Genomic DNA, 2,153 nt, shown 5'->3' on the forward strand with positions numbered 1-2,153 from the left:
GCGCCCAACTGCGAGGGCTGCCTGCTGCGCACGCACTGTGTCTACTCGACCCTGTTCGAGTCGCCACCGACCTGCGAGCAGACCGCCCAGCGCTACAGCGCCCTGCCGCATCCGTTCGTGCTCGAGCCGCCACCGGCGGGTCAGCGCGAGATCCCTCCCGGCGAGCCGCTGCAGTTGGGGCTGACGCTGATCGGCCGCGCCGGGGATCAGCTGCCCTATCTGATCCATGCCCTGCAGCGTGCCGGCGAGCGCGGTCTTGGACGTGAAGGCGGGCGCTTTCGTCTTTTCCAGGCCACTCAGGAGGCCACCTTGGGCGGCGAGGACTGGCAGCGCGTCTTCGTCGCCGAGCAAGGCCGGCTCGAGCCGCTGCGCACCGCCGCGGCGGACCTCGGTCCGGCACCTGACAGCCTGGCGATCCAGCTGCTGACGCCGCTGCGACTCAAGCGCCACGGGCACTATCTGCGACCGCAACAGCTCGATGCGCAAGCCCTGCTCGGCACGCTGCTGACCCGTGTCGCGCTGCTCTATGACTGCTATGAACCCGCTGCCGAGCGTCTGCAGCAGGAGCCACTGCGGACAGCGATCGATCAGCTGCGCCTCGAGCAGGCCGAGCTGCGCTGGGTCGACTGGACCCGCTACTCCTCACGCCAGGGCACCCACATGCAGCTCGGTGGCTTGCTCGGGCGTTTCCGCCTGCGTGGCCCGGGTCTGCCGGCGCTCTGGCCGCTGGTCGTCCTCGGCCAATGGCTGCATGTCGGCAAGAACACCAGCTTTGGACTCGGGCGCTATCGCCTCGCCCCTGACCAGACCACCCGCGACTGAGGTCGCCGCAACCTTGCCAGCCCAGCCGTTCGAGCACCCGCAGGGCATCCTGCCGCCAGTCGTCACCAGGGGGCGGGATCGCCACCAGGGACACGGAGGCAGGGATGCACCGACGACACCCACACTGACAGTCGTCGTCATCCTGGGGTAACCTTCGCCTCAGGCCAGATGCACGACGGATCAACCCGCCGCAAGGAACTCGACCCCATGGCAGAACACGAGCACGGCCTCCTGCCGGGTGCCGATCAGGAGCCAGCCAGACGCGCTCCGCATGACTATCCACGGCGTCTCTTGCTCGCCGTCTCCGGGCTCTCGCCGCAGATCCTCACCGAGACCCTCTACGCGCTCGCCGTCGCCACCGAGCCGGCCTTCGTCCCAACCGAGATCCAGATCCTCACCACCGTCGAAGGCGCCGAGCGTGCGCGCCTGAGCCTGCTCTCCGAGGACCCCGGTTGGTTCGCCCGCCTGTGCCGCGACTACCAGCTGCCGCCGATCCGCTTCGGCACCGACCAGATCCAGCTCATCACGGATGCCGAAGGTCAAGCGCTGGACGACATCCGTGAACTCGAAGACAACGCCTGTGTCGCCGATCAACTGATCGCGCGGGTCCGCGACCTCACCGCCGATCCCCAGTGCGCGCTGCACGTCTCCCTGGCCGGCGGGCGCAAGACCATGGGCTACTACGCCGGCTATGCGCTGTCGCTGTTCGGTCGCCCGCAGGATCGGCTCAGCCATGTGCTGGTCGCCGCGCCCTTCGAGCAGAGCTGGAACTTCTTCTATCCGACCCCCTATTCGCGCGTCATCGAGACCCAGGACAAAAAGCTCGCCGACACCCGCGATGCAACCGTCACCCTCGCCGAGGTGCCTTTCGTGCGTCTGCGCGAGGGCTTGCCGACGCGACTGCTGGAGGGCCGAGCCCGCTTTGGCGAGAGCATCGTTGCCGCCCAGCGCGCGCTCGAGCCACCCCGGTTGCTGATCGATCTCGAAGGCCGCCGCCTGCAGGCCGCCGGCGAGACCCTCCGCCTCAAGCCCGCGCCACTCGCCTTCTATGCCCTGATGGCGCGGCGTCGGCAACAGGGGCTGCAGGCCGCGCGTTGGAACAGCGACGGCCTCGCGGCACAGTACCTGAGCGAATACCGGCGCATCCTCGGCGCGCACTGCGGCGACGTCGAGCGCGCCGAGGCCGCGCTCGCCGACGGCATCAGCGCCGAGGATTTCGATCAACGCCGCTCGCGCGCCAACCAGGCGCTGACCAAAGCACTCGGCGCGCCACTGGCCAAGCCTTACCTGATCCAGGCCGAAGGCCGCCGTCCCCACACCCGCTATGGGCT

2 protein-coding genes are annotated in these 2,153 nt (G+C 69.1%); both read left to right on the forward strand.

Annotated elements, in window-relative coordinates:
• Positions 1-822 (forward strand): CRISPR system precrRNA processing endoribonuclease RAMP protein Cas6 (cas6, locus tag VBE63_RS27925; protein ID WP_323686253.1); only part of this gene is annotated, 822 nt, incomplete at its 5' end.
• Positions 823-1,029: 207 nt separating this feature from the next.
• On the forward strand, positions 1,030-2,153 hold a 1,124-nt coding region (gene csm6 / locus VBE63_RS27930), incomplete at its 3' end, for a CRISPR-associated ring nuclease Csm6 (RefSeq protein ID WP_323686254.1).

This window comes from Lamprobacter sp. (assembly GCF_034860625.1).
In the GTDB taxonomy this organism is placed as follows: domain Bacteria; phylum Pseudomonadota; class Gammaproteobacteria; order Chromatiales; family Chromatiaceae; genus Lamprobacter.